Annotated in this window: 24 protein-coding genes; 12 read left to right on the forward strand and 12 right to left on the reverse strand. The window is 41.5% G+C overall.

Annotation, left to right across the window (positions count from 1 at the left end):
• Positions 1-207 precede the first annotated feature (207 nt).
• From OCV82_RS10280 to OCV82_RS10295, 4 genes are all read right to left on the reverse strand, one after another.
• Positions 208-1,095: a DUF4377 domain-containing protein gene (locus OCV82_RS10280; RefSeq protein ID WP_154044296.1), complete on the reverse strand. Its 888-nt coding sequence runs from the start codon at positions 1,093-1,095 to the stop codon at positions 208-210.
• A 226-nt stretch (positions 1,096-1,321) separates the two neighbouring features.
• Positions 1,322-1,924 (reverse strand): lysine exporter LysO family protein, encoded by a 603-nt coding sequence (locus tag OCV82_RS10285; protein WP_154044297.1) that lies wholly within the window; start codon positions 1,922-1,924, stop codon positions 1,322-1,324.
• Positions 1,921-2,202, reverse strand: coding sequence for a LysO family transporter (locus OCV82_RS10290; protein WP_154044298.1), 282 nt, complete (start codon positions 2,200-2,202; stop codon positions 1,921-1,923). Before OCV82_RS10290 ends, OCV82_RS10285 begins: the two co-directional genes overlap by 4 nt.
• A gap of 349 nt (positions 2,203-2,551) precedes the next feature.
• Entirely contained in the window at positions 2,552-3,562 is a 1,011-nt protein-coding gene (locus tag OCV82_RS10295) for an aspartate-semialdehyde dehydrogenase (protein WP_154044299.1), read from the reverse strand.
• 181 nt (positions 3,563-3,743) lie between these two features.
• Here OCV82_RS10295 and OCV82_RS10300 point away from each other — a divergent pair, with 181 nt between their 5' ends.
• The 5 genes from OCV82_RS10300 to OCV82_RS10320 all read left to right on the forward strand — a co-directional run bounded on the left by OCV82_RS10300 (position 3,744) and on the right by OCV82_RS10320 (position 9,158).
• On the forward strand, positions 3,744-5,891 hold the full coding sequence (locus OCV82_RS10300) for a cation:proton antiporter (protein ID WP_154044300.1): 2,148 nt from the start codon (positions 3,744-3,746) through the stop codon (positions 5,889-5,891).
• Positions 5,870-6,595 (forward strand): tRNA threonylcarbamoyladenosine dehydratase, encoded by a 726-nt coding sequence (locus OCV82_RS10305; RefSeq protein ID WP_154044301.1) that lies wholly within the window; start codon positions 5,870-5,872, stop codon positions 6,593-6,595. The genes OCV82_RS10300 and OCV82_RS10305 overlap by 22 nt, the downstream gene beginning before the upstream one ends.
• A gap of 13 nt (positions 6,596-6,608) precedes the next feature.
• Positions 6,609-7,259 carry an ABC transporter ATP-binding protein gene (locus OCV82_RS10310; protein ID WP_154044302.1) on the forward strand — a complete coding sequence of 217 codons (651 nt, stop codon included), beginning with the start codon at positions 6,609-6,611 and terminating at the stop codon, positions 7,257-7,259.
• Positions 7,260-7,394: 135 nt separating this feature from the next.
• Entirely contained in the window at positions 7,395-8,234 is an 840-nt protein-coding gene (locus OCV82_RS10315) for a CvfB family protein (protein WP_154044303.1), read from the forward strand.
• Between the two features lie 126 nt (positions 8,235-8,360).
• Positions 8,361-9,158: a hypothetical protein gene (locus OCV82_RS10320; RefSeq protein WP_154044304.1), complete on the forward strand. Its 798-nt coding sequence runs from the start codon at positions 8,361-8,363 to the stop codon at positions 9,156-9,158.
• 157 nt (positions 9,159-9,315) lie between these two features.
• Here OCV82_RS10320 and OCV82_RS10325 read toward each other — a convergent pair whose 3' ends face one another.
• The 5 genes from OCV82_RS10325 to OCV82_RS10345 all read right to left on the reverse strand — a co-directional run bounded on the left by OCV82_RS10325 (position 9,316) and on the right by OCV82_RS10345 (position 15,098).
• Positions 9,316-10,644 carry a TolC family protein gene (locus OCV82_RS10325; protein ID WP_154044305.1) on the reverse strand — a complete coding sequence of 443 codons (1,329 nt, stop codon included), beginning with the start codon at positions 10,642-10,644 and terminating at the stop codon, positions 9,316-9,318.
• A 27-nt stretch (positions 10,645-10,671) separates the two neighbouring features.
• Positions 10,672-11,766 carry an efflux RND transporter periplasmic adaptor subunit gene (locus OCV82_RS10330; RefSeq protein ID WP_154044306.1) on the reverse strand — a complete coding sequence of 365 codons (1,095 nt, stop codon included), beginning with the start codon at positions 11,764-11,766 and terminating at the stop codon, positions 10,672-10,674.
• Between the two features lie 106 nt (positions 11,767-11,872).
• Positions 11,873-13,117, reverse strand: coding sequence for an ABC transporter permease (locus OCV82_RS10335; RefSeq protein ID WP_154044307.1), 1,245 nt, complete (start codon positions 13,115-13,117; stop codon positions 11,873-11,875).
• A 2-nt stretch (positions 13,118-13,119) separates the two neighbouring features.
• The gene (locus OCV82_RS10340) at positions 13,120-14,367 is read right to left on the reverse strand and encodes an ABC transporter permease (protein WP_154044308.1); all 1,248 of its coding nucleotides are present in this window, start codon (positions 14,365-14,367) and stop codon (positions 13,120-13,122) included.
• A gap of 11 nt (positions 14,368-14,378) precedes the next feature.
• Entirely contained in the window at positions 14,379-15,098 is a 720-nt protein-coding gene (locus tag OCV82_RS10345; RefSeq protein ID WP_154044309.1) for an ABC transporter ATP-binding protein, read from the reverse strand.
• A gap of 139 nt (positions 15,099-15,237) precedes the next feature.
• Here OCV82_RS10345 and OCV82_RS10350 point away from each other — a divergent pair, with 139 nt between their 5' ends.
• Positions 15,238-16,212, forward strand: coding sequence for an ROK family protein (locus tag OCV82_RS10350; RefSeq protein ID WP_154044310.1), 975 nt, complete (start codon positions 15,238-15,240; stop codon positions 16,210-16,212).
• An 81-nt stretch (positions 16,213-16,293) separates the two neighbouring features.
• Here the strand turns inward: OCV82_RS10350 and OCV82_RS10355 are convergent, their stop codons facing one another.
• Positions 16,294-16,689 (reverse strand): VanZ family protein, encoded by a 396-nt coding sequence (locus tag OCV82_RS10355; RefSeq protein ID WP_154044311.1) that lies wholly within the window; start codon positions 16,687-16,689, stop codon positions 16,294-16,296.
• Between the two features lie 92 nt (positions 16,690-16,781).
• Here OCV82_RS10355 and OCV82_RS10360 point away from each other — a divergent pair, with 92 nt between their 5' ends.
• Positions 16,782-18,149, forward strand: a complete 1,368-nt coding sequence (locus OCV82_RS10360; protein WP_154044312.1) for a sodium-dependent transporter — start codon at positions 16,782-16,784, stop codon at positions 18,147-18,149.
• 12 nt (positions 18,150-18,161) lie between these two features.
• The gene (locus OCV82_RS10365; RefSeq protein ID WP_154044313.1) at positions 18,162-18,881 is read left to right on the forward strand and encodes a helix-hairpin-helix domain-containing protein; all 720 of its coding nucleotides are present in this window, start codon (positions 18,162-18,164) and stop codon (positions 18,879-18,881) included.
• A gap of 120 nt (positions 18,882-19,001) precedes the next feature.
• On the opposite strand, the gene OCV82_RS10370 is transcribed toward OCV82_RS10365, so the two are convergent.
• Positions 19,002-20,423 (reverse strand): alkaline phosphatase, encoded by a 1,422-nt coding sequence (locus OCV82_RS10370; RefSeq protein WP_154044314.1) that lies wholly within the window; start codon positions 20,421-20,423, stop codon positions 19,002-19,004.
• 136 nt (positions 20,424-20,559) lie between these two features.
• On the opposite strand from OCV82_RS10370, the gene OCV82_RS10375 reads away from it, so the two are divergent.
• From OCV82_RS10375 to OCV82_RS10385, 3 genes are all read left to right on the forward strand, one after another.
• Complete coding sequence (locus OCV82_RS10375; protein WP_262543486.1) at positions 20,560-21,474, forward strand: fimbrillin family protein; 915 nt, start codon at positions 20,560-20,562, stop codon at positions 21,472-21,474.
• 94 nt (positions 21,475-21,568) lie between these two features.
• Complete coding sequence (gene xpt / locus OCV82_RS10380; protein ID WP_154044316.1) at positions 21,569-22,141, forward strand: xanthine phosphoribosyltransferase; 573 nt, start codon at positions 21,569-21,571, stop codon at positions 22,139-22,141.
• Between the two features lie 32 nt (positions 22,142-22,173).
• A complete protein-coding gene (locus OCV82_RS10385) occupies positions 22,174-23,505 on the forward strand; it encodes a nucleobase:cation symporter-2 family protein (protein WP_154044317.1) in 1,332 nt (443 codons plus the stop codon).
• 177 nt (positions 23,506-23,682) lie between these two features.
• Here the strand turns inward: OCV82_RS10385 and OCV82_RS10390 are convergent, their stop codons facing one another.
• Complete coding sequence (locus tag OCV82_RS10390; protein ID WP_154044318.1) at positions 23,683-24,327, reverse strand: HAD family hydrolase; 645 nt, start codon at positions 24,325-24,327, stop codon at positions 23,683-23,685.
• 190 nt (positions 24,328-24,517) lie between these two features.
• Between OCV82_RS10390 and OCV82_RS10395 the strand changes: the two genes are divergently transcribed.
• On the forward strand, positions 24,518-25,924 hold the full coding sequence (locus tag OCV82_RS10395) for an amidophosphoribosyltransferase (RefSeq protein ID WP_154044319.1): 1,407 nt from the start codon (positions 24,518-24,520) through the stop codon (positions 25,922-25,924).
• Positions 25,925-25,933: the final 9 nt, after the last annotated feature.

The following is a 25,933-nucleotide window of genomic DNA, read 5'->3' on the forward strand; positions in this document are numbered from 1 at the left end:
TAAGGACTCGCTTTTCTATTGTACAAACAGGGCACTGGCATCTGTAGGTACGAACTTATTTGTGAATTACTCATATGTATAAAATTAATTTTGAATAGTTACTTACAATGTTTTTTTTATAATTTATTCTGATATAATATCTATTGTTTACTTACCGGTTGTCTTTTCGTAATGCTTAACTTGTCTTTGTTTTAATGGAATCAATGTCTATTTTATGCTATGACTTACCGCTACAGCCTTTACTCCGGCTTCAGGATATTTCTCCTGATAATACTGTGTAAAATCTTTATAGAAATATGGAACAGGTGTAGGACCGGCAGATTTGCTTTTTGAAGGATTGCAAATGAATACATCATATTTTATTGCATTTTCTTCATTTTCAGGATCATTGCCTATAATGAAAGTCCATTCCATAGTTCCGGCTATCGTTCCTTCAGGTTTAAGATTTTTGTATGATTCCGGAAAGTCAGCACCATCTATGTTCACTTTCTTTATAAAACCAAGCATACCTATTTCCTTCTTTTCGTTTACAAGAAGCCATCTTGTCCAGTCGTTTTCTATATAGCAATTTAGATCGCCGAATGTAATCATAGGATTTGAGTTTATATCTTCTTCTATGATATCTTTATTTTCCGCATCAATATAATATCTGAAATCAGTATTAATACAGCTACAGTATTCAGTGTAGAACCATTCAGGGATAAAATTGTTTGGAACGTCATCAGATGTTTTTTCTTCCTTGGAAATCAGTTCCAGCTGCTCATATTCCGTCCACGCCGGATCTCCCATGCTATGATCCAGATAGTTGGTCTCGCTGATGCGTAAAGTATATTCATATCCAGGTTCGTATTCAAATCCTTTTATACTTCCAAGTTGTTCCCATTCGGCAGAATGTTCCCTCATTACCGCATATACTTCTGATAAGTGATTGTCACCGGATGAAAATAACAGTCCCGGCACTTTTTCTGATGCTACTGTGATGGTATATTCTTCATAACCTGTAATTTTTCTGCCTTCTTCTTCCTTCTGGCAGCTTATAAATATGGATGTACAGATTAATAATACAAGTGTTTTCAAGATTTCTGAAGTTTTCATTTCGATTACATGTATTCGTTTCCATAAGCAAATGTAGATTTTTATTTTATGAAAAACAATAAATTAGTATGCAAATTACAGTTCCTAAACGGCTTAATCAGCCCCTAAAAATTACCTTCTAAAAGAATATTTTAAAGCGTGGGCAAATTCGATCTAAAACGTGCCCGTGTTTTAGGTCGAATTTGCCCACGTTTTTTCAAAGGTATTTTCAAGGTGATTTAGTTCATTATAAAGAACAGAAGAAAGTGACTAGAAACGGAACGCTGAAGTCTACTACAAAACCATGAAATATTGAAACAACTACAAATTCCTGTCCGCTGCATCTTGTAATTATGGGTAATGTGGTATCCATTGTTGTAGCACCTCCTGATGAAATAGGAGCCAGGTTTCCGAACCATCTTACAAGTAATGGTGCAGCCAGTAGAGTTATAATTTCTCTTGAAATATTTGATAGCAGAGCCATTGTTCCTAATTCTGCTCCCTTATATTCTGTAATGAATATGCTTGATAGCGAATAATACCCGAATCCGCTTCCTACAGCCATACATTCAGCTGTTGTTCTGTGCGTCAGGATGAGGCTGGCCACTGCTGCTCCCGCCAATGTACCGAGGATTGTCATGACAGGTAGGAATACCAGTCTGGGATTTAGGGCACGGAAGTTTTTTATAGTTTGCGGATCATTGCCTATGCTTAGTCCTACGGAGAACATTAGTGCACATAAAGCATAGAAGCTGATGTCTGTTTCTGAAATATCCAATGGCAGAATATTATACAATCCTGTGATACACCCCAAAATAAAGAAACCTACGATAATAAGACTGCCTTTCATACTTTTGCTCCTTTCTTTCTTTTGTAGAGGACATACCATAATGCCCATGCACAGGTACAGCTGCCCAATACTGCACAGATTGTAATTATGATGGCTTCCAGGCCAAGGGTGGCTAGTCCGTTTATAATCTCCTGGTTGCCGCCTACCTCGATGCCGAGAATGAATAATAACAACCATATAAGAAATGTTATTAGTCTGTTGATTGGTTTCAACGGATATTTTCGGGTGAAAACACCTATAATAATACCGGTAAACATTATTAGAATTACTGTGAACATACGCTTGATTTGTGGATATTTAGTTAATAAAGATATACTACATGTAAATCGTGTTATAAACCATTGATTTGTTTATTTCAAATTTGCAAATTAAAAAAAACTCCTTACCTTTGCATCGTGTTTTTCATAGTATTAGATTTAAGGTTAATAAAGGTTGGAGTACAGCGGTACTCCTTTTTTTATGTCCGTATGTATAGGTCTGATATGTTTAAGAAAAATGACAAGTCGTTTTGTTTAAAAAACAGTACATTTTTTTGATTTAGTAAACCATGTTTGGTATAGATAAAAAAGGAGGTTTCAGTTTTATTGGGCTGAAACCTCCTTTGCTGTTTATTGGATATATGGTCAATTATCCTATATTCTTGACCTTGATGAGGTATTCTGCTATTTGTACGGCATTCAGTGCGGCACCTTTCTTGATCTGGTCACCCACAATCCAGAATGTAAGTCCGTTTTCGTCTGCCAAATCCTTACGGATGCGACCAACATAAACTGGATCCTTGCCTGCAAGGAACAATGGCATAGGATATTCTTTTTCAGCAGGGTTGTCCATAAGAACAAGTCCTTCGCCTTTTGAGAAAGCTTCGCGAGCCTCTTCTACTGATACAGGACGTTCTGTTTCAATCCAGATGCTTTCAGAGTGTGAACGAAGAGCAGGAACACGAACACATGTTGCACTTACCTTAACGTCAGAGTGCATGATCTTGCGTGTTTCGTTATACATCTTCATTTCTTCCTTAGTATAACCGTTTTCAGTGAATACGTCAATCTGAGGGATGAGGTTGAATGCAAGCTGATAAGCGAATTTTTCAACTGTTACAGGCTCGTTGGCCAATACCTGACGATACTGTTCGTAAAGTTCGTCCATAGCGGCAGCACCTGCACCGCTGGCAGCCTGATATGTTGATACGTGAACACGCTTGATATGTGTGAGGTTTTCGATAGCTTTAAGAGCTACAACCATCTGTATAGTTGTACAGTTAGGGTTTGCGATGATACCACGAGGGCGGTTCAATGCATCCTCTGCATTAACTTCAGGAACTACCAATGGAATATCGTTGTCCATACGGAAAGCACTTGAATTGTCTATCATTACTGCTCCGTACTTGGTGATTGTTTCCGCAAATTCTTTTGAAGTACCAGCACCGGCAGAAGTAAAGGCAATGTCAACACCTTTAAAATCATCGTTGTGCTGCAGAAGTTTGACTTCTATTTCTTTTCCACGGAATGTGTATTTTCGTCCTGCACTACGTGAGGAACCGAACAAAACTAATTCATCTAAAGGAAAATCTCTTTCTTCGAGCACTCTCAGGAACTCTTGTCCTACGGCTCCGCTCGCACCAACAATTGCTACTTTCATGTCTTTATAAATCTATTAAGTTAATATTTCCCTAACTATTATATATTCGTAAATTTTAGTCGTATTGTATCGTTTGTTATTATTTAGACTGCAAAAATAAAACATTCTGACTGATAAATATTGAAACTCGGAACTTTTTTTCTATTTTTGTTCAATAAATGAAAAATTACGATACGAATTTATGAAAGATTTGCTCAATTTACTAGACCTTGATTTTCATTTCCCCATAACAGACCCGACGTGGATTTTCTTTTTGGTGCTGGTAATCATATTGCTTGCTCCTATTATCTTGGAAAAACTGCATATTCCGCACATCATAGGAATGATATTGGCCGGAGTCGTTATCGGTGAGCATGGATTTAATATCCTGGCGCGCGACAGCAGCTTTGAACTGTTCGGGAAAGTAGGACTGTATTATATCATGTTCCTTGCCGGTCTGGAAATGAATATGGAGGACTTCAAGAGCATACGTGGAAAAGCGATGGTATTGGGGTTGTTGGCCTTCGTCATTCCGTTGGGCATCGGTTTTTGGACCAATGTAAACATCTTGGGCTATGGAGTCGTCTCTTCGGTATTGCTTGCCAGTATGTATGCGTCGCATACTCTTATCGCTTACCCCATTGTCATCCGTTACGGCATAAACCGCCATCGGGCTGTGGGTATCGCGGTAGGGGGTACGGCGGTGACAGATACCCTTACTTTGCTTGTGTTGGCAGTCATCGGCGGCCTGTATAAAGGCGAGACTTCGGATATGTTCTGGGTATGGCTGGTGTTGAAAGTGTTAGTGCTTGGAGCCATCATTATGTACACCTTCCCGCCTATAGCCCGCTGGTTCTTCCGCCGTTATAGTGACAATGTGGTGCAATATATTTTTGTCATGGCGATGGTGTTCCTTGGTGCCGGACTGATGGAAATCGTTGGCATGGAAGGTATATTGGGAGCGTTCTTGGCCGGATTGGTATTGAACCGTTTGATTCCTCACGTGTCACCGCTGATGAATCATTTGGAGTTTGTGGGTAACGCGTTGTTCATCCCTTATTTCCTTATAGGTGTCGGCATGCTGATAAACGTAAACGTGTTGTTCGGGCATATAGATTCTATAAAGGTAGCTTCTGTGATGATTGTGGTGGCATTGGTCGGGAAATGGATAGCTTCGTGGTTGACTCAGAAGATTTTCCGGATGCGTGCCGTGGAGCGTGAGTTGATGTTCGGGCTGAGCAACGCGCAGGCGGCGGCCACTCTGGCGGCGGTATTGGTGGGTTACGACATTATCTTTCCCTCCGGCGAGCGGCTGTTGAACGAAGATGTGTTGAACGGGACGATTTTGCTTATATTGGTGACATGTGTTGTCAGTTCGTTCATTACCGAACACACGGCCAAGCAGATTGCCACGAGCGACGATGTAGGCTTGGATGAAGGCAAAGAGCATGAAAAAGAGCGTTTCCTGGTTCCTATAGCTAATCCGGAAACTTTGGAAAGCTTGATGAGTTTGGCGTTGGTCTTGCGCAACGAAAAGATAAGCGACAATTTGGTTGCGCTTAGTGTCATCAACGACAACAACGATTCGGTGAAGCAGGAAATGCGAAGCAAGCGTAACTTGGAGCGGGCGGCCCAGATAGCAGCGTCAACCAATGTGCGGATGAAGACTGTTAGCCGTTTTGATTTGAACATAACAACAGGCATTCTTCATACGGCAAAGGAATGTGATGCGACTGACATTATCATAGGTTTGCATTATAAGGCGAGCATCGTTGACTCTTTTTTCGGTAACATGACAGAGAATTTGTTGAAGAATACATATTTGCAAGTGATGATTGTGCGTTTCCTGATACCTGTCAATACGTTGCGCCGAATAATTGTGGCGGTGCCTCCAAAAGCCGAGTTCGAGCACGGTTTTACCAGATGGATAACATATATGTGCCGTTTGAGCAGCCAGCTTGGGTGCAGGGTGCATTTTTATGCTCCTTTGCGTACTTTGGGATACATCAGCGGTTTTATACAAAAGAAATTCAAGGACACGCGTACCGTTTATTCCGAACTTGAGAATTGGGAAGACTTGTTGTTGTTGACCGGGCAGGTTAATTACGACCATCTGCTGGTTATTGTAAGTGCGAGGTGCGGGTCTATTTCTTACGATTCTTCTTTCGAGAAACTTCCGACGCAGGTCTCCAAATATTTCAATAACAACAGCATCATGCTGCTCTATCCTGAACAAAAAGGCGATCCTAACGAGAGTCTTTCTTTCTCCGACCCGCACGGATGGGCAGAGACGCAATATTATGATAAAGTAGGTAATTGGATTTATAAATGGTTCAAAAAGAATTCGTAAATTGGCAGCAGCGCACGGAACTGTTGCTGGGAAGAGAAAAAACGGAGCGGTTACGCCGTGCCCATGTACTGGTGGTAGGTTTGGGAGGAGTAGGGGCGTATGCTGCCGAGATGTTGTGCCGTGCAGGCATAGGGCACATGACTATAGTAGATGCCGATACCGTGCAGCCTACCAATATTAACCGTCAGCTTCCGGCACTTCATTCCACGTTGGGGCAATACAAGGCAGATGTGCTTGCCACACGTTTTCGCGATATTAATCCCGATATACGATTGGATGTATTGCCTGTATATTTGAAGGATGAAGCTATTACGGAGTTGCTGGACAGTGAAAGGTTTGATTTTGTTGTTGACGCCATTGACACCGTGGCTCCGAAATGTTATCTTATATATAATGCTTTGAAGCGAGGGCTAAAGATAGTCAGCAGCATGGGGGCAGGTGCCAAGAGTGATATTACGCAGGTCAGATTTGCCGATTTATGGGAGACTTACCATTGCGGACTTAGCAAGGCTGTGAGAAAACGTTTGCAGAAAATGGGGATGAAGCGGAAATTGCCGGTGGTGTTCAGTACAGAGCAAGCAGATACGAATGCCGTCGTATTGGTAGATGACGAGCAGAATAAAAAATCGACTACAGGCACTGTGAGCTATATGCCGGCGGTGTTCGGGTGTTATCTGGCTGAATATGTGATAAAGAGAATCTAAACATTCCTGAGATATGATAGAGATAGAAGGAATAACGAAAAGTTTTGGACAACTTCAGGTGCTGAAAGGCATAGACCTGAATATTGACAAAGGTGAAGTCGTGAGTATTGTAGGTCCGAGCGGTGCAGGAAAAACCACTCTTCTTCAGATAATAGGTACTCTTGACAGAGCTGATTCGGGTAGGGTAATTATAAACGGTACTGACGTAAGCCGCATGAAAGAGAAAGAACTGTCTGCGTTCAGAAATAAGGAGATAGGCTTTGTCTTTCAGTTTCATCAGTTGCTTCCGGAGTTTACCGCTCTTGAGAATGTTACAATTCCAGCCTTGATAAAAGGTGTGTCCGCAGCAGAAGCAAAAAAGAAATCTATGGAAATGCTGGATTTCCTTGGACTATCGGCACGTGCGTCGCATAAGCCTGCCGAGCTTTCCGGAGGAGAAAAGCAGAGAGTGGCAGTGGCACGCGCCTTGATTAATAATCCGTCTGTAGTGTTGGCCGACGAACCGTCAGGAAGCCTTGATACTAAAAACAAGGAGGAGCTGCATAATCTGTTCTTTGAACTGCGGGATAAACTGGGACAGACATTCGTTATAGTAACACACGATGAAGGACTGGCAAGCCAGACAGACCGTACAATACATATGCTGGACGGAAGGATAGTTTAATTAATAATGAATAATTAAAAATTAATAATTATGAGTTGACAAGGCTACAGTTACAAGTTAATAGAAAGGTTCTCCATCCGGATGGCAACCTTGTCAACTTGTAAACTTGTCAACTAACTTAAAAACTTAAAATATATGAGTCATATTAGATTGGGAGAATACAACCTTCTGGAAGTCGTAAAGGAAGTTGATTTCGGGGTTTACCTTGATGGTAGCGAAGATGGAGAAATATTGTTGCCTACACGTTATGTACCTCAGGGATGCAAGCCTGGTGACGTACTGAATGTGTTTATTTATCTCGATATGGACGAACGCCTGATTGCAACTACATTGCAACCTTACGTTAAGGTGGGCGAGTTTGCATGTCTGGAAGTGGCATGGGTGAACCAGTATGGTGCTTTCCTTGACTGGGGACTTATGAAAGACCTTTTCGTACCTTTCCGCGAGCAGAACATGAAGATGATAAAAGGAAATTCGTATGTAGTTCATGTACATCTTGACGAGGACAGCTATCGTATAGTGGCATCGGCGAAAATAGAAAAGTTCCTTTCGAAAGATATGCCGGAATATACTCCTGGCGATGAGGTGGAGGTCCTTATATGGCAGAAGACAGATTTGGGATTCAAGGTAATTGTTGACAATAAGTTCGGTGGTATGATTTTCAAGAACGAGATATTTACCGATGTGCGTACAGGCATGAAGATGCATGCATACATAAAGCAGGTACGTCCTGACGGCAAGATTGACCTTGAACTTCAGAAGGGTGGAGTGAAAAAGGTGGAAGACTTTTCAGATACTCTTTTGGAATATATCCGTAGTAACGGTGGTTCTACACCATTGAACGACAAGACTGACGCAGACGTGATATACAGCACTTTCGGGGTAAGCAAGAAGACCTTTAAGAAGGCTGTGGGTGACTTGTACAAGAAGCGCCTGATTGTTCTCGAAGGTGAACAGGGAATACGTCTGGCCTGATAATAGCAGTATATAGGATTTATCCTATGTCATGTAGGAACATTCCTAAAAACGTTTGGGAATATTCTGTTGTAGGGGGATTTTTATCCTCCTATTTTTGTATCAGGAAATTAAAACGGTAAGATTATGAAGAGAAGATTTTGTTTAATGATTATGGCAGTTGCAGCCTTTATGTTTGTGTTGCCTGCCGGTGCCTTCGATTTGGGCGACGTCAGGGTTAATGCCCGCTTCCTGACTGACAGGATGGCATTCGAACTGAAGTTGAACGAACGTCAGTATAATGATTTGTATGAGATCAATTTCGACTTTTTCAGTAATGTCGATCCTTATCTGGCGGCTTTGTCAAGGGCGGATGCCAGAGCCATGGATGCGTACTACAGGTATCTTGACGAGAGAAACGATGACCTGAGATGGATATTGTCGAATACGGCATATGTGAAATTCATGTCGATAGACTATTTTTTCCGTCCTATATATGCAATGAATAATGTATGTTATGTACGTGTATATAAAGTTTATCCAGACAGACGTTTTTACTATTACGGATTGCCTCCGCACTATTATACTTACAGAGGAGCACACGCACGTGCACATTGTGGTGGAGTAAGTTATTATAAGAAGAATTTCAGAAAGTATTATAACCACAAGGTATATGCGGGACATTATCAGTGTCGCCCGGAACACAGACCGCATGATTTTGGAAGACCTGAACCTCCGGTACGTCCGCCACGTCAGGTGTGTCCGCCGTCACGACCTATTCCTCCGTCAGTGTCACGTCCGCCAAAGCATGACAATGACAAGCATGACAGATACGAACGACGCAACGAAAGAAAGGAGAAAAGGAGCAATGTCAGAAAACCGAATGACAGGAACTTTTCACGTAGCGCAAATGAAAGCACCCGTAGAATAATGCGGGAAATTTGAAACAGCATCAATTAATTCTTTTTATTATATCTCTCTTGTTACAGTTAGTATTTTTTTTCTAAGGAAATGTTTTCAGGATAATAAAAGCCGACCATACTTACTTGTGGGTAATAAACTGGTATGGTCGGCTTTTTATATAATTGTTTATATATCCGTATTATTTCAGTGTCAGAGGTACTCCTTTATAGAAATCAAGAATCTTCGTACGGAATATATAGTCGTATTTGGCCTGAAGCTTTTCCGAGATTGCTTTCATCCAGCTTGTACGGCTTTCGTTGTATTCGGTGGCATTGGCCTTACCTTCTGCATATTTTTCTTTCATAAGGTTGAAAGATGCTTCTGCAGCCTCGTCGGCTGTCAAGCTGCTTTGGTATCTGCTTTCGGCGCCAAGTGCATTGTAATATGCTTGTTGTATTTCTTTGTATAAGGCTTTTTTGCTGTCTTCAAGTTGCCAGTTCAGGGTGTTCTGCTGTATTCTGGCACTTCTTACCTGGTTTCTTGTGCCGAAGCGGTTGAATATAGGAACACTAAGCTGGAAACCGAAATACTGGCTGAAATTGTCCCTTAACTGTGAACCGAATACAGGATTCTTCATGCCTGCTACCTTGTAATAGTTTGTACTAAGGCCGGCTCCGAAGCTTAATTGAGGGAAATAAGCGCTTTTGGCTATTTTCACTGACTTGGCGGCTCCTTCAAGACGGTATTGTGCCGCTTTAATTGATGGTTTGAACAGTATAGCCTGATTGTAAATGTCAGTAGGTGAGGTTATGCTGCTCATATACTCTTCCATCTCGGCTGTTGGAGACACAATGGAAAAGTTGTCCGGTGATGGAAGTTCCAGCAATTGGCTCAAATCCAGTAAAGCCAATTTGTAGTTGTTGTCTGCCTGTACAGCCGACAACTGGTCCTGTGCCACTCTGGATTTTGCTTCAAGCCATTCTGCTTCAGATGCCTTTCCGGTTTTGAAATACGCTTCCTTTTGCTCTAGCATTTCTTTGCTGAGTTCAACCTGTATGTGTGCCACCTGGGCAAGCTCGTCGTTGAAGAGTACTTGCAGATAGGCTGACGCAACCTGTATGCTGATGTCTTCTTTTGCTTTATTCAGGTCTTCGGTTGCAGCCTGCAGGTTAAGTTTTGCAAGGGCTATGTTGTTAGTTATCTTCAGTCCTGTGAAAAGCGGTATGCTTGTATTCAGGTTGAACGAGGTGTTCTGTGTGTTCAGGCTTTTGTAAGTGTTGTCGGCCTGGATGCTTCGTCCGAAGTTGAAAGAGTGCGATGCACTGCCGTTCAAGTCCGGCAATCTGCTCCATTTGGCTGTATTAAGCTCTACTTCGCTCTGCTCTTTTGACGCTTCCTGCTGTTTGATATTGAGATTGTTCTCTATGGCATGTCTGATGCATCTTTCTAGGTCCCATTTTTCCTGTGAGTATGCATTTGCCGATAGCAGAATCATCAAAGCCGAGGTTATGATTATGTTGTTCTTCATTTCAGTTTCCGATTAAACTGTTATACATTATTCTTTCTTTAGTCCGCGGACAAACTCGTTCTCTTTCAGTCCTGATTTTATCTCAACGTTAATTCCGTCGCTGACTCCGGTTATGACACTTTTACGCTCGAATTTCTGACCTGACACGCTGTCGGTGAGCAGGAACACGAAAGTAGAGTCTCCCTTGAATTCCAATGCGCTTTCGGGTATGCTGAGCACATCGTTTGCTCTCTGAAGTTCCATTTCGGCATTTGCACTATATCCTGAACGGATTGTAACACTGTCGGGCACTGTAATGGCAGCTTTGATTTCAAACTGGTTGGCTCCGTTGTTTTCCACGCTTTTAGGTGAAATGTATTCCAATGTTGCGTTGAACGACATATCCTGTAGCGCACCTAAAGTAATCTTTACAGGTATTCCTACGGTTATTTTTCCAACTTCTGTTTCGTCAACGTTTCCACGGAAAATGAGGTCGCCCATGTCGGCAACGGTTGCAATTGTCGTACCGTCATTGAAAGTGTTACTCATGATTACCGAGTTACCCACTTTAATAGGTACGTCAAGTATCAGTCCGTCGATAGTGGAACGTATCAGTGTGCTGCTGAATGAAGCACTGTTCTTGGTTATACCTTCCTTGATGATTTCCAGATTGTCCTTTGCTGCCTGTATCTCTTCGCGTGCCTGTTTGGTTGTGAGCAATGTCTTTTCATATTCTTCGCTGCTGACCAGTTTCTTTTCGTAAAGTTTTTCCATTCTTTCAAGGTCAATTTCTGCCTGGCGGCCATTCATCTCGGCCAGACGCACACGGCTTTCTGCAGAATTGAGCTGTCCCAATTCAGGAATAACTTTCACTTTGGCTATCACTTCTCCTTTTTTTACTGTTTCTCCGGCTTCTTTATATACTTCTGATATGATACCTGAAATCTGTGGCTTTATCTGTACCTCGTCTCTAGGTTCTATCTTTCCTGTAGCCACGGTTGTTTGTACGATGTTTGATTTTACTACTTTCAATACGTTGTATTCAACGTCTTTTGGCTGTGATTTCTGGTAAAGGAATACGAAAGTTCCGATGAACAGCAGTGCTATGACTACCATTATACCGATTCTGATAAATTTCTTCATATGATTTGTTTTTTTAAGTTTCCTGTTTTTATGTGTTATCTAGCTATAAATGACTGACAAATAACTCTTAATTTTTCATTATTAATTTTTAATTATAAATTGAACATCACTCATCCCTTATAGCCTCGATTGGTTTTATTGCCATTGCCCTGAAGGCAGGTGCCAGTCCGGCAAGCAGTCCTAATATAAGCAGTAAGACACAGGCCCCTATGGCTCCCCAGAAACTAATCTGGAAGTGTGCTGCCGAGGTAGGCGAGGAGAGTGCCTCTTCTACAATATTCAGAAGGAAAACGGCAAAAGATATTCCGCTCATACCTGCTATGATGGTAAGTACCATACTTTCTGTAAGAATCTGACTGAGGATGTCGTTAGGGCGTGCGCCTATCGCTCTGCGGATACCGATTTCAGTGGTTCTCTCTTTTACTGTGACCATCATTATATTGCTCACGCCAATAGCTCCAGCCAGCAGTGTACCCAGACCTACCATCCATCCCAGAACTTCTATGCCGGAGAACAGATTGTCCATCATTCCGAACATGGCTTCGGCATTTACGCTGATTACAGCCTGTTTATCGTCTGGATGTACATTATGTGCGCGCTTTATTACGGATTCCACTTTTTTCTGTACTTCGCTTACGGAGTATCCCTTCTTGACGGTAAAACTCAACATCTGGATTTTGTCTCCGAAATTATAGTTTTGCTGCATGGTTGAGAAGGGGATAATGATTGAGGTTTCTGCCTGTCCCTGAACAGACATGTTTCCGGCAGCCATGTTGACTCCTATCACCTGATAATATATACCGCTTACTTCGATATATTTTCCGCAAGGATTGCTTTTGTCGGGAAAAAGACTTTCGAAGATTCTGCTGCCTAGTACACATACTTTTCTTCGGTTTATAATATCCATATCGTTTATATATCGTCCCATGGATATTTGTGGCTCTTCTATCTTGGCATATATCGGATAAAGTCCTTTAAGAGTACCCGAGGTCTTATTCTCATTATATACCATGTCTATTCCCCATTTCGTTATGTTCGGGGTTACAACTTCTATTTCAGGAACACTTCGCCTTACTCTTTCCACGTCAGTGTTTGTGAGTTCCCAGAAACGTCCCTGCTGGAATCCTTTATAGGCTTTGCTTGTCTGGTTTGTACCCATAAAACCTGAGTTTGTTGCAAATCCTACAAACTGTTTTGCCATAAGGTCCTGCACACCCTTGGTTCCTCCCATAAGGGCCACAAGCATGAATATTCCCCAAAACACTCCGAAAGCCGTAAGCAGGCTTCGTGTCTTGTTTCTCGTTATGGTGAGGATTATCTCCTCGCATGTATCCAAATCAAATCGTCTCATAATCAGTCTGCTCTAAGTGCTTCAATCGGTCGTATCATTACAGCCTTTCTTGCAGGGAACAGTCCGGCAAGCGTTCCGGCTATTATCAGTGTAAGAGTGGCTTGTATGGCAATGCTTATATCGACAGTAGGATTTTCGAAGAAAGTCATTGAGAAGACTCCTGCATCCACCACTTGCTTGCCTGCTACTATATTCATGTATTCTGTGGTGGCAATTCCCGCAACCATGCCTATATATCCGAAGAATGTTGTAATTACTACGCTTTCGGATATGATGAGCCAAAGAATGGAAGAAGGCTTTGCCCCGAGTGCTTTTCTTATTCCGAACTCGTGTGTTCTTTCTCTGACCGTAATAAGCATGATATTGCTTACACCTACGATTCCGCTAAGCAGAGTGAAAATACCTACTACCCATATCGAGATTTTTAGGATATTGGTTGCCGACTGCTGTTGCAGATATTGTGTAAATCTGTTCCAGATCCATATCGCGCTGTCATCGTCGGGAGCAAAATTGTTGTTCTTGCCTATTGCAGCGCGGTATTCTTTTTCAAATTTATCGTTTGTAGCCTGGTCTGTAAGATTTTTTGTGGCAAATATTATATTGTCGATACTGTCACCTTTGCTGTATATCAGCTGTAGTGAGGTGAATGGAATAAGCGCGCTTGGTGAGAAACTGTTCTGGTCGGAATATATACCTATTACTTGATACATGACACCTTGTGATGTGATATATTTGCCTATTCCTTCAGTGTGTGGAAACAGTATGTCGTATGTCTTCTGGTGAAGTACGATAACTTTTCGCATTTCATCCATATCACGCTTGTTGATAAATCTTCCCCTGACAAGTTTCATCGGTTCCATCTCCGTGTGGTTCGGGAATACACCGTCTATGGTGATGCTGACATTTTCTTTGCCGTATGTCAGTATTCCGCTGTGACTTGTTGTGGCTCCTACTGTGGTGATGTTGTCTTTAAATCTTTTTGACGTGATTTTCATATCGCTTTCGTTAAGCGATATGTTTCTGCCTTCGTTCAATCCGTTGAACGCTTTTGATGTAAATCCCGGATAAATCTTCATGGAATTCATCTTCATGTCAGCCGACTGGTTTTCGAAAGCATGGATAAGTCCGTTTCCGGCCCCCAAAAGGACAATAAGCATATATATTCCCCAAGCTACGGCAAATCCTGTGAGTGCCGTACGAAGCTTGTTGCGCATTATTGTACCGTATATTTCCTGAATAAGATCTGTCATTTCCCTATGTGTTATTTCATAAATCCGTTTTTCCCGAACGGTGATGCGTTATGATCGATATTGTCTTCTATCTTTTCTATAATACCGTCTTTTATATGGATTATCTTGTTTGTCTGGTTGGCTACACCGCTTTCGTGTGTCACTATAATGATTGTAAGGCCTTCTTTTTCGTGCAGCTCTTTAAGGATATTCATTACTTCTACCGAGGTCTTGCTGTCAAGCGCTCCTGTAGGTTCGTCCGCCAGGATTATTTCTGGTTTTGAAATCAGAGCTCTTGCTATTGCCACTCTCTGTTTTTGTCCTCCTGACAGTTCGTTTGGCATGTGGTGTGCCCATTCCTTCAGGCCGAGCTTGTCAAGATATTCCATTGCAAGCTCGTTTCTTTTCTTTCTGCCTACTCCCTGATAATATAGGGGCAGGGCTACATTTTCCATTGCATTCTTGAACGAGATTAGGTTGAAGGATTGGAATATGAAACCTATCATCCTGTTTCTATATTCGGCTGCTTTTGTCTCGCTGAGGTTTTTTATCAATACACCGTTTAAAGTGTATTCTCCGGTATCGTAATTATCGAGTATCCCCAATATATTAAGTAATGTGGACTTTCCGGAACCGGATGCTCCCATTATAGAAACGAATTCCCCTTTTTCTATATCCAGATTTATACCTTTCAGGACATGTAACGGCGCACCGTTGTGATATGTCTTGTTTATGTCTTTCAGATGAATCATTTTGCCAGTTGATTAATAAATTCGCGGCTAAATTAGGAAAAAACTTATAGATTCGTATTAATATTTATTTGAAAAATTTGTGAGATTATTGTCTATTGTATATTTTTGTCTCAATAATTAACCCTAAACAATAAATGTCATGACTGTAAATATGGAAAAACCCTATGTGGTTGGTATGGACATCGGCGGTACAAATACCGTTTTCGGTGTAGTTGATTCTCGTGGAAACGTTTTGGCTTCCGATTCAATCAAGACTCAGGAACATGAGGAAATAGATGAATACGTTGATGCAGTGTGCAAAAAACTTATTCCTTTGTTGCAGCAGTTCGGTGGAGCTGAAAAGTTCAAGGGAATGGGTGTTGGTGCGCCTAACGGAAACTATTATAAAGGAACAATTGAATTCGCTCCAAATCTTCCTTGGAAGGGAGTTATTCCTTTGGCAGCAATGTTTGAAGATAAGTTGGGAATACCTACAGCTCTTACAAACGATGCCAATGCAGCTGCAATCGGTGAAATGACATACGGAGCTGCACGCGGATTGAGAGATTTCATAATGATTACACTTGGAACAGGTGTTGGTAGTGGTATCGTTGTAAACGGACAGTTGGTTTACGGTCACGACGGTTTTGCAGGTGAGCTAGGTCACGTGGTAGTAGAACGTGACGGTCGTATTTGCGGTTGCGGACGTAAAGGTTGTCTTGAAACATACTGCTCGGCTACCGGTGTTGCACGTACTGCACGCGAATTCCTGGTTGCACGTTCAGAACCAAGTTTGCTTAGAGAGATTCCTGCAGAAGAAATCGTATCAAAGGATGTTTACGATGCAGCTATCAAAGGTGACAAGCTTGCTTTGGAAATATTTGAATATACAGGAACAATTTTGGGTAGAGCATTGGCTGATTTTATCGCGTTCTCAAGTCCGGAAGCAATTATTCTGTTTGGAGGTCTTGCCAAATCAGGTGATCTTATCATGAAACCTATACAGAAGGCTATGGATGAAAACGTTCTTAAGATATATGCCGGTAAGACTAAACTGTTGCTTTCACAGCTTAAAGATGCAGATGCTGCCGTTTTGGGTGCAAGTGCATTAGGTTGGGAAGTGAAGGAAGATTAATCTTTAAGTAATATATACATAAAAAAAACTCATCAGGTGTTTGGTATGATACCTGATGAGTTTTTTTATGTATATATCCGATTATTTCTTCTTATACTTTTTCCATATGTATGGCCGTAATACATAGTAACTGAAAATGCTGCCCAGTATTACACCTGTGATGTTGGCTGCAAAATCCAGCCAGTCGCCACCTCTTGTCTCTGTCAGTGTGGCTTGACCTATTTCTATGAGTCCGCTCATGATAATAGGGCATATAATTCCCCCTATTATAAGATGTCTTTTTATCAAAGGAAAATGTTGCCTTATATGTTCAGACCATAGAATGACTGTAAGTCCTCCGTACATACAGATGTGTACTATCTTATCGAGATTCTTTATCTCGTTCAGTGACGTTTGCGGAGGTTTGAAGAACGACAAATAAAGTATTGCCGCTATCACCAGAATAGATAATGGATAACGCTTTAAATATGTAATCATGTTATAAATATTAATTTTCCCGCCAAAAATATGATATTTTTTGTACATTTGTGCCGCTAAACAGTTCTATTTATTATTTAATATGTTTTTTTATGCAACATAATCACGACAGAGTTAGTTTTGGAAGTAAATTGGGTGCGATATTGGCGGCGGCAGGTTCAGCAGTGGGATTGGGTAATATATGGCGTTTCCCTTACGAAGCGGGTAATCATGGTGGTGCTGCTTTTATCCTTATATATTTGGGATGTATCTTCATATTCGGTTTGCCGATAATGGTAGCCGAATTCACTATCGGGCGTAGTGCCAAAGCGAGTACCGGAGGATCTTTCAGTGTTCTTGCCCCCGGCACAAACTGGAAATGGGTGGGATATTTGGGTGTTCTTACCGGTTTCCTTATCTTGGGATATTATTCGGTTGTGGCAGGATGGACGTTGGAATATCTGCTTCAGTCGGCTATAGGAGGTTTCGAAGGAAAGGATGCCAACGGCTTTATAGCTATGTTCAATGAGTTTTCGTCCGATCCGTTACGTCCTATCATATGGTTAACGGTTTTCATGCTGCTTACACATATTGTAATTGTCAAGGGTGTGAAAGACGGAATAGAGCGTTCGTCAAAGGTTATGATGCCTGTCCTTTTCATTCTTGTAGTTCTTCTAGCAATATGTTCTGTCACTTTGCCTGGAGCTGAAAGGGGTATAGAATTCCTTTTTAAACCGGATTTCAGTAAGGTTACTCCTGAAGTATTCTTGGGAGCTATGGGGCAGGCTTTCTTTTCGATGAGTCTTGGTATGGGATGTCTGTCAACCTATGCATCATATTTTGGAAAGGAAACAAGATTGGGGCATACGGCGATGAGTGTCGGAATAATTGATACGTTCGTGGCAATACTTGCCGGTATAATTATATTTCCGGCAGCTTTTTCTGTTGGAATAAACCCTGGTTCCGGTCCTTCATTGATATTTATAACATTGCCAAATGTGTTCCAGCAGGCATTTTCCGCAGTGCCGTTATTGGCTGTGGTATGTGCTATGGCATTCTATCTTCTTCTAGCTTTGGCCGCGCTTACTTCAACGATTTCACTTCACGAGGTTTCTACTGCCTTTCTCCACGAAAAGTTCGGACTTACACGTGGAAGGGCTGCGACCATCGTGTCTTTGGGTTGTTGGTCTATAGGTGTCGTTTCATCGCTTGCACTGGGAGAATGGAGCGGATTCAAGATTGCTGGTATGAACTTCTTTGATGCCTTGGATTATTTTACAGCAAAAATCATGTTGCCTGTTTCCGGTATGTTGTCTGCTATCTTTGTCGGATGGGTACTAAACAAAGCTATCGTAAAAGGTGAGGTTACAAATTATGGCGCGTTGAAGTCAACTTATTATCCTCTTTATATTTTCATTTTGAAGTTTATCGCTCCGGTCGGTATAATGCTTATTTTTCTTAATGAGTTGGGACTTTTCTAAAAAGCATTATATATGTGGAAGGATTGGTTCTTTTATTCTCGCGGACAGCGTAGGGCAATAATATTTTTATTGTTGGTTCTTATTCTGCTGATATGTATTTTGGCGAGCGAAAATATAGGGAATAACAGGACTGAAATTGCGATTGAGCCGTTAATAATTGCCGATTCTTTGTATGTCAGGATTGATAATGACAAGCGTAATCGTGACAATTACAGAAGATATAAAGATAAAGAGCCTGTATATAAGAAGAAAAAAAAGCAGTCTTCTGATTTTTCCTATGAGCATAAGAAGGAAGAGAATAAAGAGATAAAGAAATATCCTAAACAGGAGAAATTCAATGCAGGAATCATAATTGATGTAAATACGGCCGATACGTCAATATTGAAGAAAATTCCTGGCATAGGAAGTGTCATTTCAAGAAATATTGTGAACTATAGGAACCGTTTGGGAGGGTTTTACAATACCGCTCAATTACTAGAAGTACAGTATGTTGATTCTACATTGCTGAAATGGTTTGAAGTCAAGTCAGATGTTTTCCGTAAAATCAGAATCAATAAAGCCGGAATAGATGAATTGCGTTCGCATCCGTATATGGATTTCTATAAGGCCAAAGCTATTATTGATTTCAGACGTAAGAGAGGTTCTATAGATGGTATGTCTCAGATATCAATGTTCGGGGAATTTTCGGAAGAAGATATAGATAAGCTAAGTCATTATTTTTCGTTTGAATAGGGAGTTAGCAGTTCTTTTCCATTATATGTTATCAGCCGTTTGGTAACTGTCCGGTTGAACATTCACCTGACAATTTCCAAACGGCTGATAAATATTTTTAAACTATTGTGGCTGTACAGTTTATTTTTCTACTGTATATCCGGCAGATTTTGCTATAAGTGCAGGAATTTGTGTGTTGTCCAATCTTCCGCTGAAGTTTTCAGCTCCGGCTCCGATTGCAAATACAGGAACATATCCGGCAGAGTGTCCTCCACTAGTCCATCCTATAAGAGCAATCTCGCTTATTATGCGTTTAGCCTCTGCGGCAAGAGCTTCATCGCGTGCATACTCACTTTTTTCCATTTTGGCATTCTGACCCTTCAATGTGTTTTCGTAAACATTTACCAGGCGTTTTTCCTGTTCCTCTGAAAGCTTTATTTCATCCCAAAAACCGAAGTTCTCTTTCAAGGCTGTCTTTACTGATTCCCATGGAACATTATTCTTATATTTCTTACGCAGTGTATTCAGTACTTTGGTAAATCCGCTTTCGCTCATTTTCTGGTTATCCAGTGCTTTCAGGTTAAGTCTGTATTCTCCTGTACCTAATACTATACCACCGGTTTCATGGTCGGCTGTTACCACAATAAGTGTTTCGTCAGGATGTTGTTTGTAGAATTCGTATGCTTGCCTGATAGCCTTGTCCAAATCCTGCACTTCGCGGAAAGCAGTTGCTGCATCGTTGCTGTGGCATGCCCAGTCTATTTTTCCGCCTTCCACCATCAGGAAGAAACCTTTACTTAAATCTTTTGAAAGGAAATCTATGGCAGAGCGTGTAATTTCTTCAAGTGAAAGGTCTTTCTCTGTTCTGTCTATAGCATATGGAATGGCACTTCTGTCTTTTGATGAGGCTTCTTCACTTTGGAAAAGAACCATCTTGTCGGCTTTAGCGCTTTTCTTGGTATAGTCATTATAACCTCTGGCGATGGAATAACCGTATTCGTCAGCCATCTTGTAAAGGTTCTTTGCGCTTTTGTCTTTCTTATTGTCCGGTTCCATAAAATCTGAACCTGCGTAGAAATCAAATCCTGCAGCATAAAGATCGGCACCAATGTTGTAATAGCTTTCGCGTCCTGCTTCGTGGGCATAGAATGCAGCCGGAGTTGCATGATCGACGCTGACACTTGTTGCTACTCCAACTTTACGTCCGCTGTTTTTTGCCCATACGGCAACACTGTTTACAGGAGTTTCAAGGTCTTTCAATACACCGATAGCACCGTTTTTTGTCTTGTTGCCTGTAGCCAATGCAGTACCTGCTGCGGCAGAATCGGTAACTCCGTTTGTTGCGGAGAAAGTGGTTGCGACCGTAGATACCGGAAATTGAGTGAAACACAAAGGTTCGATGGCTATTTCGCCTTTCATTTCACCCTGGAAAAGTTCTGTTCCCTGTACCTGGTTTACACCCATACCGTCGCCGATAAAATAAAACACATATTTAGCCTGCTGTGCAAAGCTCCAGTTGCACGAAAGTAATACGAGAGCAAATAATAAATGGAATTTTTTCATTGTTGTTTGGTTTTTGATTTGTGCAAAAATAAGAAAATATTGTGTTTTAGCTTTAGTTTAATCTTTTTTCACGTTTAAATAATGGATAAAATCCGTTTTTGAAAGTTTAGATATTACAAATAAATTAATTATGATTATGTCTAAAGTCTTTTATCTGGTATCATTGCCTCTGATTTTTTGTTCATGTAAAAATGAATTGCCATTAAATGATGATATGTCTGTAAAATTATTTGTTGAAGTAGGGAACTCTCCATTTTCAAGAACGGTAACTTCAGTTGACGGAAGTGTTGATTTCCGTGAAAATGATATTACAGGCATGTTTATAGAGAATATTGATAATCCTGTTGAGTGGACATACAGGAATGGCAATTGGGCTACGGAAAACAGTATGATGTGGGAGAACCGTACTGATGATTTTGAGTTCCTGGCATATTATCCGTGTGTACAAACCGATAATGTATTGCGCTCTTCTGTCCCTATGCCTGACCTGTCCGTACAGTCAGGTAATATATCTGATATCGGCGAAAAAGACTTTCTGGTAGGAAAATGTGTTACTTCTTATGCTGATAATAACGGAATTGTATCTTTCAGTGGGGAAAATTCTTTTGTACACGTTTATTCTCTGTTGCATCTGAGTGTCATCAATGACGACCAGTCACAGTCATTTTCCATGAAAGAGTGTAGCTTTTCCGGTGAGGGTATAGTTACTCCTCATGTCTATTCATTCGATACATCATCTGAAGGAATGAAGAAAAGTGGATCTGATGACATCTCAGTATTACAGATTAATGATTTGTCTTCTTTGTCGGCTGTTACGGTACTTATAAACCCTATCACACTGCAAACTCCTCTTAGATTTACATTGAGATATATTTCCGGCGACAAAGAATACGAGGCTTCAGCCAATTTAGGTAATAATTTTGCAGGTGGAAGTTTCAGTAAAATTACATTGAGGGTTATTGACGGTAAACTGGTGATGACAGGTAATGAAGTAACGGATTGGAATGTCATAACGTTGGATGAAGTAATATTAAATGGGGCTTCGGTGTAATATAATGTCATTATTTTGTAATACATAAAGAAATTTCTTGTAATTTTGCACTTTCAAAATCATTTAGAAACTCTTTTAATTATTAGTTGCACGTATGAAAGCACTGAAGGAACGGATATTGCGCGACGGAAAATGTTTTGAAGGTGGTATCCTTAAAGTTGATAACTTTATCAATCATCAGATGGACCCTATTCTGATGAAATCCATGGCGGTGGAATTTGTAAGGCGTTTTGCCAGTACCAAAATTAACAAAGTGCTGACTATCGAAGCAAGTGGTATCGCTCCTGCCATCATGGTGGGCTATTTGCTTGAACTTCCCGTAGTCTTCGCAAAGAAAAAGAAACCAAGCACAATGGAGAATATGCTCACCACTACTGTTTATTCTTTTACTAAAGACAGAAATTATGATGTATGCGTAAGCAGCGACTATCTGTGTCCTGGTGATAAAGTGCTTTTCATTGACGATTTCCTTGCCAACGGTAATGCTGCCAAGGGTATAATAGACTTGGTTAACAAGGCGGGAGCTGAATTGGTAGGTATGGGATTCCTGATTGAGAAATCATTCCAACACGGAGGCGAACAGCTCAGAAACATGGGGGTACATGTAGAGTCACTCGCCATCATTGAAAGTCTTGACGACTGTAAGATTGTTCTTAAAGAAGAATAAAAACTCATAAACTCAAAAACTCAAATCAACAAATGGAAAATGAACAGAATGTAGCCCCAGGCGAGGGGCTGATTTACGGACTTAACGACCGCCCACCTTTGAAGGATACCATTTTTGCGGCCTTGCAACACTTGCTGGCTATTTTCGTGGCAATCATCACTCCTCCGCTTATCATAGCAGGAGCGTTGGGACTTGACATCGAAACTACCGGTTTCCTTGTTTCCATGGCACTTTTCGCGTCTGGTATTTCTACTTTCATACAGTGCAGAAAGGTAGGACCTATCGGTTGCGGACTTTTATGTATTCAGGGAACAAGTTTCTCTTTTATCGGTCCTATCATTTCAGCCGGACTGACAGGAGGATTGAGTTCTATATTCGGAGCAACTATTGCTGCTTCTACTGTCGAGATGCTTATCAGCCGCGTGCTTAAATATACACGCAAGATTATCACTCCGCTAGTGTCGGGTATCGTTGTTACACTTATCGGTATGAGCCTTATCAAAGTAGGTATATCTGCTTGTGGAGGTGGTGTAACGGCACAGAATGACGGTACTTTCGGAGCGTTCCAGCACGTTGGTCTGGCAGCTTTGGTACTTGTGCTTATCATTATTTTCAACCGTAGTTCGAACCGCTATCTCCGCATGAGTTCCATCGTTATAGGTCTTCTGGTGGGATATGTCGTAGCCTGGGCTTTGGGTATGGTAGATTTCTCGTCTGTGCAGAGCTATGGAGGTTTCAATATTCCTATACCTTTCAAATATGGTATCTCGTTCGATATCTCTGCCATCATCGGTCTGGGACTTGTCTATCTTATCACAGCCATTGAGGCATATGGCGATGTGACTGCCAATTCGCTTATTTCAGGCGAGCCTGTAGAAGGAGAGAAGTTTGTAAAACGTGCTTCGGGAGGTATCCTTGCCGATGGTTTCAACTCTATGCTTGCAGGTATCTTCAACTCTTTCCCTAACTCGATTTTCGCACAGAACAACGGTATGATACAGCTTACCGGTGTAGCCAGCCGCTATGTGGGATATTTCATTGCCGGCTTCCTTATCCTGCTCGGTCTGTTCCCAGCGGTAGGACTTGTGTTCTCGCTTATGCCTGAGCCGGTACTTGGAGGTGCCACTCTGCTGATGTTCGGTACTGTGGCAGCTGCCGGAATACGTATTATCGCTTCTCAGAAGATTGACAGAAAGGCTACTTTGGTAATGGCATTGAGTTTCTCTTTCGGTCTTAGTGTTGAGCTTGTTCCGGAGATACTTTCTCAGTTGCCTGAAACTGTAAAGAACATATTCTCGTCAGGTATCACTACAGGTGGTCTTACAGCTATTCTGGCTAATATTCTTATCAGAATAAAGGAATAACATTGTTTTAATATCAAAATAAGGGCGATGGCTGTCTTGTTTGTGGACGGCCATCGCCTTTTTTATGTTTTGTCGCAGTTGGCGTTACACGTTCGTGTTACACCCGTTACACGTTCGTGTTACGCTCGTTGCACGTTTGTGTTCCGCCCGTTACACGTTCGTGTTACGCCAATTATGTCAGAGAATTTCATCAAGGGTGTCCATTATTTTCACGTGAGGATACATTTCAAGTTCATATCGAGTGGTCATCCCGTGCAGTACACCTGCGAAATCAGCTCCGGCGTTGCGTGCCGTCTCCGCATCTACGGTGCTGTCGCCGCAATACAGGACATCTGCTGTTTCTAATCCCAGATGACCTATGGCGAACATCAATCCCTCGGGCGAAGGCTTTGGAGTTTTTACATCCTCTCCGCCTACGATTATGTCAAGAAATCCTTCAGGCAGTTTCGTTTCCAACAGTTCCATTATTCTGTATCTGTACTTTGTAGAGATTATTCCGATTTTTGCTCCTCTTTCCTTCAGGCGTGAGAGCACATCGAGTGTTTCCGGAAACAAAACTGTGTTTGCTGTCATTAGTTTGTCGGCTTGTGTCACATATTCTTTGCGGTAGGCGGCCAGAGTTTCTTTATCGTCTATGCCTGTAAGTATAGTAAATGATTCCTCAAGAGTTTTTCCTATGGTACGCTTTATGGCTTCGTCGCTGATGCCTTCATGTCCGTGCGTGGCGAGTACATTTCTGAAACACATAACTATGCCGCGTGACGAGTCGGCGAGTGTATAGTCGAAATCGAAAAGATAAGCCTTGTAAGTTTTCTGTATCATTTGGTTATAAGTTTTTATTTCGCGTAAAGGTAATGCATAATGAGGGTTATCCAAAGTAAAACATGTTTTTTGTTTTCAGATTGTAGTTTGAGCGATTTTTTTTGTAACCTTTATACCTTCATGCTTATGCATATTTTCTGAATTTTTTGTACTTTTGTTCCGCTTAAACTAATTTAATTGTTTTAAAAGAATGGGAGGTTTTTTTGGTACAGTCTCTAAGGCTGAATGTGTGACCGATTTGTTTTACGGCACAGACTATAATTCTCACCTTGGCACAAAGCGTGCCGGAATGGCTACTTACTCTGCCGGTGAGGGTTTCATGCGCGCTATCCACAGTTTGGAAAGTTCTTATTTCCGCACTAAGTTCGAATCAGAGTTGCCGCAATTTAAAGGAAATGCAGGTATTGGAGTTATAAGCGATACCGATCCGCAGCCTATTATGATAAACTCTCACTTGGGCAAGTTCGCTATAGTGACAGTGGCAAAAATCAATAATGAAGAGGAGTTGGTAAATGAGCTTCTTTCATCGAACATGCATCTGTCGGAAATGAGTATGGGCAAAACCAATCAGACGGAACTTGTAGCATTGCTTATTGTTCAGGGAAAGGATTTCGTGGATGGTATAGAGAATGTATTCAACAAGATAAAAGGTTCTTGCTCAATGCTTATTCTTACTGAAGATGGCATAATCGTTGCACGCGACAAGTGGGGACGTACTCCGATTATCATAGGTAAGAAGAATGGTGCATATGCTGCAACTAGCGAGTCGAGCAGTTTGCCAAACCTTGATTTTGAAATAGAAAAATATGTCGGCCCGGGAGAGATTATCCGTATGCGCGCCGATGGATTGGAGCAGATGCGTAAACCTAATGACAAAATGCAGATCTGCTCTTTTTTGTGGGTTTACTATGGTTTCCCTGTTTCTTCATACGAAGGAAGGAATGTAGAGGAAGTTCGTTTTATGTCCGGTTACAAGATGGGACAGACTGACGATTCTGAAGTGGACTGCGCTTGCGGTATTCCTGACTCCGGTGTAGGTATGGCGCTGGGTTATGCCGAAGGAAAAGGTATTCCTTATCATCGTGCAATAGCAAAATATACTCCTACTTGGCCTCGCAGCTTTACTCCTAGCAATCAGAGTATGCGTTCGCTTGTGGCAAAGATGAAACTTATACCTAACCGCTCTATGCTTCAGGGTAAGAGACTGTTGTTCTGCGATGACTCTATTGTACGTGGTACCCAACTTCGCGATAATGTGAATATTCTCTATGATTACGGAGCAAAAGAGGTACACATGCGTATAGCTTGTCCGCCGCTTATTTACGGATGTCCGTTTATCGGTTTCACTTCGTCAAAGAGTGACATGGAACTTATCACACGCCGTATTATCAAGGAAATAGAAGGTGATGAGAATGCTAAACTTGACAAGTATGCTACTACTGATTCTCCTGAGTATAAGGAACTGGTGGAGCGCATCAGGTCTCGTTTCGGACTGACTTCGCTGAAGTTCAATACCCTTGAAACTTTGATTGAGGCTATCGGACTTCCTAAGTGTAAGGTTTGTACACACTGTTTCGACGGTTCAAGCTGTTTCTGATATAAATAA

The organism is Bacteroides cellulolyticus (assembly GCF_025567135.1).
Taxonomy (GTDB): Bacteria; Bacteroidota; Bacteroidia; order Bacteroidales; family Bacteroidaceae; genus Phocaeicola; species Phocaeicola cellulolyticus.

Bases quoted from the DNA above. Each gene is read 5' to 3' on its own strand.
- OCV82_RS10280 (WP_154044296.1), bottom strand. From the start codon at position 1,095: ATGAAAACTTCAGAAATCTTGAAAACACTTGTATTATTAATCTGTACA.
- OCV82_RS10285 (WP_154044297.1), bottom strand. From the start codon at position 1,924: ATGAAAGGCAGTCTTATTATCGTAGGTTTCTTTATTTTGGGGTGTATC.
- OCV82_RS10290 (WP_154044298.1), bottom strand. From the start codon at position 2,202: ATGTTCACAGTAATTCTAATAATGTTTACCGGTATTATTATAGGTGTT.
- OCV82_RS10295 (WP_154044299.1), bottom strand. From the start codon at position 3,562: ATGAAAGTAGCAATTGTTGGTGCGAGCGGAGCCGTAGGACAAGAGTTC.
- OCV82_RS10300 (WP_154044300.1), top strand. From the start codon at position 3,744: ATGAAAGATTTGCTCAATTTACTAGACCTTGATTTTCATTTCCCCATA.
- OCV82_RS10305 (WP_154044301.1), top strand. From the start codon at position 5,870: ATGGTTCAAAAAGAATTCGTAAATTGGCAGCAGCGCACGGAACTGTTG.
- OCV82_RS10310 (WP_154044302.1), top strand. From the start codon at position 6,609: ATGATAGAGATAGAAGGAATAACGAAAAGTTTTGGACAACTTCAGGTG.
- OCV82_RS10315 (WP_154044303.1), top strand. From the start codon at position 7,395: ATGAGTCATATTAGATTGGGAGAATACAACCTTCTGGAAGTCGTAAAG.
- OCV82_RS10320 (WP_154044304.1), top strand. From the start codon at position 8,361: ATGAAGAGAAGATTTTGTTTAATGATTATGGCAGTTGCAGCCTTTATG.
- OCV82_RS10325 (WP_154044305.1), bottom strand. From the start codon at position 10,644: ATGAAGAACAACATAATCATAACCTCGGCTTTGATGATTCTGCTATCG.
- OCV82_RS10330 (WP_154044306.1), bottom strand. From the start codon at position 11,766: ATGAAGAAATTTATCAGAATCGGTATAATGGTAGTCATAGCACTGCTG.
- OCV82_RS10335 (WP_154044307.1), bottom strand. From the start codon at position 13,117: ATGAGACGATTTGATTTGGATACATGCGAGGAGATAATCCTCACCATA.
- OCV82_RS10340 (WP_154044308.1), bottom strand. From the start codon at position 14,367: ATGACAGATCTTATTCAGGAAATATACGGTACAATAATGCGCAACAAG.
- OCV82_RS10345 (WP_154044309.1), bottom strand. From the start codon at position 15,098: ATGATTCATCTGAAAGACATAAACAAGACATATCACAACGGTGCGCCG.
- OCV82_RS10350 (WP_154044310.1), top strand. From the start codon at position 15,238: ATGACTGTAAATATGGAAAAACCCTATGTGGTTGGTATGGACATCGGC.
- OCV82_RS10355 (WP_154044311.1), bottom strand. From the start codon at position 16,689: ATGATTACATATTTAAAGCGTTATCCATTATCTATTCTGGTGATAGCG.
- OCV82_RS10360 (WP_154044312.1), top strand. From the start codon at position 16,782: ATGCAACATAATCACGACAGAGTTAGTTTTGGAAGTAAATTGGGTGCG.
- OCV82_RS10365 (WP_154044313.1), top strand. From the start codon at position 18,162: ATGTGGAAGGATTGGTTCTTTTATTCTCGCGGACAGCGTAGGGCAATA.
- OCV82_RS10370 (WP_154044314.1), bottom strand. From the start codon at position 20,423: ATGAAAAAATTCCATTTATTATTTGCTCTCGTATTACTTTCGTGCAAC.
- OCV82_RS10375 (WP_262543486.1), top strand. From the start codon at position 20,560: ATGTCTAAAGTCTTTTATCTGGTATCATTGCCTCTGATTTTTTGTTCA.
- xpt (WP_154044316.1), top strand. From the start codon at position 21,569: ATGAAAGCACTGAAGGAACGGATATTGCGCGACGGAAAATGTTTTGAA.
- OCV82_RS10385 (WP_154044317.1), top strand. From the start codon at position 22,174: ATGGAAAATGAACAGAATGTAGCCCCAGGCGAGGGGCTGATTTACGGA.
- OCV82_RS10390 (WP_154044318.1), bottom strand. From the start codon at position 24,327: ATGATACAGAAAACTTACAAGGCTTATCTTTTCGATTTCGACTATACA.
- OCV82_RS10395 (WP_154044319.1), top strand. From the start codon at position 24,518: ATGGGAGGTTTTTTTGGTACAGTCTCTAAGGCTGAATGTGTGACCGAT.